At 46.2% G+C, this 5,103-nt stretch carries 4 protein-coding genes; all 4 read left to right on the forward strand.

What is annotated here, in order from left to right; all coding sequences use genetic code 11:
- Positions 1 to 180: 180 nt before the first annotated feature.
- Positions 181 to 900: a GntR family transcriptional regulator gene (locus tag AB4496_RS17305; RefSeq protein ID WP_032555235.1), complete on the forward strand. Its 720-nt coding sequence runs from the start codon at positions 181 to 183 to the stop codon at positions 898 to 900.
- Positions 901 to 996: 96 nt separating this feature from the next.
- A complete protein-coding gene (gene prpB, locus AB4496_RS17310; protein WP_009846616.1) occupies positions 997 to 1,893 on the forward strand; it encodes a methylisocitrate lyase in 897 nt (298 codons plus the stop codon).
- Between the two features lie 147 nt (positions 1,894 to 2,040).
- The gene (prpC, locus tag AB4496_RS17315) at positions 2,041 to 3,243 is read left to right on the forward strand and encodes a 2-methylcitrate synthase (RefSeq protein WP_009846617.1); all 1,203 of its coding nucleotides are present in this window, start codon (positions 2,041 to 2,043) and stop codon (positions 3,241 to 3,243) included.
- 100 nt (positions 3,244 to 3,343) lie between these two features.
- Positions 3,344 to 5,103, forward strand: a 1,760-nt coding sequence (gene acnA / locus AB4496_RS17320; protein WP_372131468.1) for an aconitate hydratase AcnA, incomplete at its 3' end; no start/stop codon positions are given.

The following is a 5,103-nucleotide window of genomic DNA, read 5'->3' on the forward strand; positions in this document are numbered from 1 at the left end:
GGTATTAGTTGTCTTTTGTTGCTTCGTTTTACTATTTCTATGCCGATTAATGAAAATACTACCTTAGTCTAAATTGTCGACAATCTACTTGATTGTCGACAATTTGATCGTGTATTTTATGTTCATGTTATGGAATTGTTGACAATTAAGGCTCAACAATCAGAAGTGAGCAGCGTGAATATGAATACTGCGATAAAAGATCTCACCTTAAATGCAAACACGAAAACTCGTGTGAGCGATAAAGAAAACACCAAGTCAGAAAATCTGACTGAGTACCTCGTTGAGGCAATTGTTAACGGTGAATTACCTCCGGGCAGTAAGATCTCGGAACCTGAACTGGCTAAACGCTTTGAGGTAAGTCGAGGTCCATTACGTGAAGCGATAATGCGTGTTGAAGGACTTGGCCTGATAGAACGTATTCCACATGTTGGTGCGCGAGTTATTACATTCTCAGCAGACAAACTACTTGAGCTTTACGCGGTGCGTGAAGCATTAGAAGGCATGGCTGCTCGATTAGCGGCGAGACACATCACACAAGAAGAGTTGATCGGGCTTGAAGGCTTATTGTCGACACATTCTAAACATATCGATGAAGTCGAAGGCTCTTCTTATTTTCATCAACATGGCGATTTTGATTTCCATTACCGCATTATCAAAGCGAGTCGTAACAGCAAACTCATTTCGTTGTTGTGTGACGAGCTTTATCACCTATTACGCATGTACCGCTATCAATCGCCTAGGGCTCAGTCTCGACCAAAAGAGGCGCTCGATGAACACAAATACATCCTACAAGCGATTGGTAATCGCGATGAAGAGCTAGCAGAAATGCTAATGCGACGACACATCTCGGGAAGCCGATTGCTTATAGAACAACAAATTCAATCCAAAGATCTTGAGTAACTGGCGACTGGTATTTGCCAGCGGTTCTTCGCTGGCGAGAGCTAAACATCAGTAGTCATAAAGATTAGAAATAAACAATTAACAGGGAGCGTCATTATGAAGTTATCAGCAGGAGCTAAGTTCCGACAAGCTGTGCAAGACAACGACCCATTGCAGATCGTCGGTACGGTGAATCCGTATTGCGCGATGATGGCAAAGAACTTGGGTCATCAGGCCATTTATTTGTCTGGTGGAGGCATCGCCAATGCGTCTTATGGCTTGCCTGATTTAGGTATTACGACATTGAACGATGTATTGGTCGATGTTGAACGTATTACCAATGCGTGTGATTTGCCTTTGCTGGTGGATATCGACACAGGTTTTGGCGGCGCGTTCAATATTGCGCGTACGATTCGCGCGATGGAGAAGGCGGGCGCAGCTGCGATTCACATGGAAGACCAAGTGGCTCAGAAACGCTGTGGTCATCGACCAAATAAAGCAATTGTTAGTCAGCAAGAGATGGTCGATAGAGTGAAAGCGGCAACCGATGCCAGAACCGACGAAAGCTTTGTGATTATGGCTCGTACCGATGCATTGGCGGTTGAAGGTATTGATAGCGCGATTGAACGAGCAATTGCGTGTGTTGAAGCGGGCGCAGACATGATTTTCCCTGAGGCGATGAATCAACTCGATCAATACGTGAAGTTCTCGGCGGCGCTGAAATCGGCAACGGGTAAGCACGTGCCTATTCTTGCGAACATCACTGAGTTTGGCCAAACGCCACTCTACAACTGTAATGAGTTGGCCCAATCAAGTGTCGATATGGTGCTTTACCCATTGAGTGCGTTCCGTGCGATGAACAAAGCGGCGGAGAATGTTTACAAGCATTTGTTAGTTGAAGGCAATCAAGAAGCCCTGTTGGATTCAATGCAAACCCGTAAAGAGCTGTACGAGCACCTTAATTACCACGACTACGAGAACAAGCTTGACCAGTTGTTTTCAAGCGAAGGGTAAAACCAGTTTCAAATAATCAAAAATCAACTTAATCCAATAACGTGAAATGGTTAGTCGCCATATCCAGTACCGATGATAAAGATCATCGGACATATAAACAGGCAGCACCAAAGAGTGCAGGCGGCTAACACAGAAAAGGAGTTCACCATGTCTGTATCTTTGAGTGATAAAGCAGCTGTCGACAATGCTTCAAAAGTAGACAAAAAACAAAGTGACAAAACAGCCAGCGCACCGGCAATCGGTGGTGCTGGTCTACGTGGCCAGAGTGCAGGAACCACCGCGCTATGTACGGTAGGAAAATCAGGAACTGGCTTAACCTACCGTGGTTATGATATTACTGACCTTGCTAATCATGCTCAGTTCGAAGAAGTAGCGCATCTGCTACTAAGAGGTCATTTACCCACTGAAAAAGAGCTTGATGATTACAAAACATTGTTGGTTGGCCTACGCGGCTTACCTCAACCTTTGAAAGCAGCACTAGAGCTTATCCCTGCAGACGCTCATCCAATGGATGTGATGAGAACAGGTTGTTCAATGCTGGGTAATCTAGAGCAAGAGACTGATTTTTCTGAGCAACTGCCCGCGACTGAACGAATGCTTGCGCTTTTCCCTGCGATTATTTGTTATTGGTACCGCTTTAGCCACGATGGCGTCCGCATTGATACTGAAGATCAAAGTGAAGCATGTCTGGGTGGCTACTTTTTGAAAATGCAAACGGATAAAGCGCCTAGTGAACTTCACAAGAAGGTGATGCACTGCTCGCTAACGCTTTACGCGGAACATGAGTTTAATGCTTCAACCTTTGCGGCTCGTGTGTGTGCATCAACGTTGTCGGATATTCACTCGTGTGTCACAGCAGCGATTGGTACGTTGCGAGGCCCTTTACATGGCGGTGCAAACGAAGCTGCGATGGAAATGATCCAAGATTGGCAAACCGCCGATGAAGCGGAAGCGAACATCATGCAGATGCTTGCTAACAAAGACAAAATCATGGGTTTCGGTCATGCCATTTATCGTGAGAGCGATCCACGAAACGCTCTAATCAAACGCTGGTCAAAAGAGCTTGCACAAGAGGTGGGTGATGAACAGCTTTATGCCGTGTCTGAGCGCGTTGAAGCCGTTATGAAGCGAGAGAAAGGCTTGTTCTGTAATGCTGACTTCTTCCATGCGTCGGCTTATCACTTCATGGACATCCCAACCAAACTGTTTACTCCTATCTTCGTGATGAGCCGCCTCACAGGTTGGACGGCACACGTATTCGAGCAAAGAGAAAACAATCGAATTATTCGTCCAAGTGCAGACTACACCGGGCCAGAGCATCAAGACTGGCTACCAATCCATTTACGTTAGTCCTCTATATCGAGCCGACTTATATCTCGAGGTGACTTTCTCTTCATGTGATAAGGCCTCGAGAACCAACGAATAGAATTTAACAGATAATGGTGGATGTATGTCTGATGTAAAACTTGAAAGAAACCAAGAGCTTGATGAAAACAAGTATCGAAAGGTTCTACCGGGAACGGGCTTAGAATATTTCGACGCTTGCGAAGCGGTAGAAGCAATATCCCCAGGTGCTTACAAAACCTTGCCTTATACGTCGAGAGTATTAGCAGAGCAATTAGTAAGACGCTGTGATCCTGAAACCCTTGAAGACAGCTTAAAACAGATCATTGAACGCAAGAGCGACTTAGATTTTCCTTGGTATCCTGCGCGCGTGGTGTGTCATGACATTCTAGGTCAAACAGCTTTGGTTGATTTGGCTGGATTAAGAGACGCGATTGCCGACCAAGGCGGAGACCCTGCCAAGGTGAATCCCGTTGTCGAAACTCAATTGATTGTTGACCATTCGCTGGCAGTGGAACACGCGGGTTTTGATAGCGAAGCGTTTGATAAAAACCGAGCGATTGAAGATCGCAGAAACGAAGACCGTTTTCACTTTATAGAATGGTGTAAAACCGCGTTTAAGAACGTGAGTGTGATTCCTGCGGGGAACGGGATCATGCACCAGATTAACTTGGAGAAAATGTCTCCGGTTATTCAATCCAAAGAAGGTATCGCTTTCCCTGATACTTGTGTCGGCACCGACAGTCATACTCCTCATGTTGATGCTCTGGGTGTTATTGCAATAGGTGTAGGTGGTTTGGAAGCTGAGACTGTGATGCTCGGTCGTCCGTCTATGATGCGTTTGCCAGACATCGTGGGCGTTAAACTGACGGGTCAACGACAAGAAGGGATAACCGCAACGGATATTGTGCTTGCGATTACTGAGTTCCTTCGAAATGAAAAAGTGGTTTCTAGTTACTTAGAGTTCTTTGGTGAAGGTGCTCGTGCACTGACTATTGGCGACCGCGCCACTATATCGAATATGACACCAGAATACGGCGCGACAGCAGGTATGTTCTATATCGATGAACAGACCATACAATACCTAAAGCTGACAGGACGCGAGCCTGAACAGGTTGAGTTAGTTGAGCTATACGCTAAGCAAACTGGCTTATGGGCCGATGATTTAGATTCCGCTCAGTACGAACGTGTGCTTGAGTTTGATTTGTCTAAAGTTGAGCGCAACCTTGCGGGGCCTTCGAACCCTCATCGTCGTTTGCCAACCAGAGAGCTGGCTGAACAAGGCATCAGTCAAACATCTTGGAAAGAGCAGCATGCTAAGCAGTACAGCGACGAGCAAATGCCCGATGGTGCCGTAATCATCGCAGCAATTACTTCTTGTACCAACACCAGCAATCCAAGAAACGTAGTCGCCGCAGCATTGGTGGCTAAGAAAGCCAATCAGCTTGGATTAGTTCGTAAGCCGTGGGTGAAAACGTCATTTGCGCCGGGTTCTAAAGTTGCCAAGCTCTATCTTGAGTCGGCAGGTTTGCTTCCTGAACTTGAACAATTAGGCTTTGGTATCGTCGGCTATGCGTGTACGACATGTAACGGAATGAGTGGGGCGTTGGATCCTAAAATCCAACAAGAGGTCATCGACCGCGACCTGTATTCAACCGCGGTGTTATCAGGGAATCGAAACTTCGATGGTCGAATCCATCCATACGCAAAACAAGCGTTTTTAGCCTCACCGCCATTGGTGGTTGCTTACGCGTTGGCTGGCACGATTCGCTTTGATATCGAGAAAGACAGCTTAGGCACTGACAACAATGGCAAGCCAATCTACTTAAGTGATTTATGGCCGAGTGATGCCGAGATCGATGCTGT

The sequence above is a fragment of the Vibrio sp. 10N.222.46.A1 genome (assembly GCF_041473595.1).
Taxonomy (GTDB): Bacteria; Pseudomonadota; Gammaproteobacteria; order Enterobacterales; family Vibrionaceae; genus Vibrio; species Vibrio tasmaniensis_A.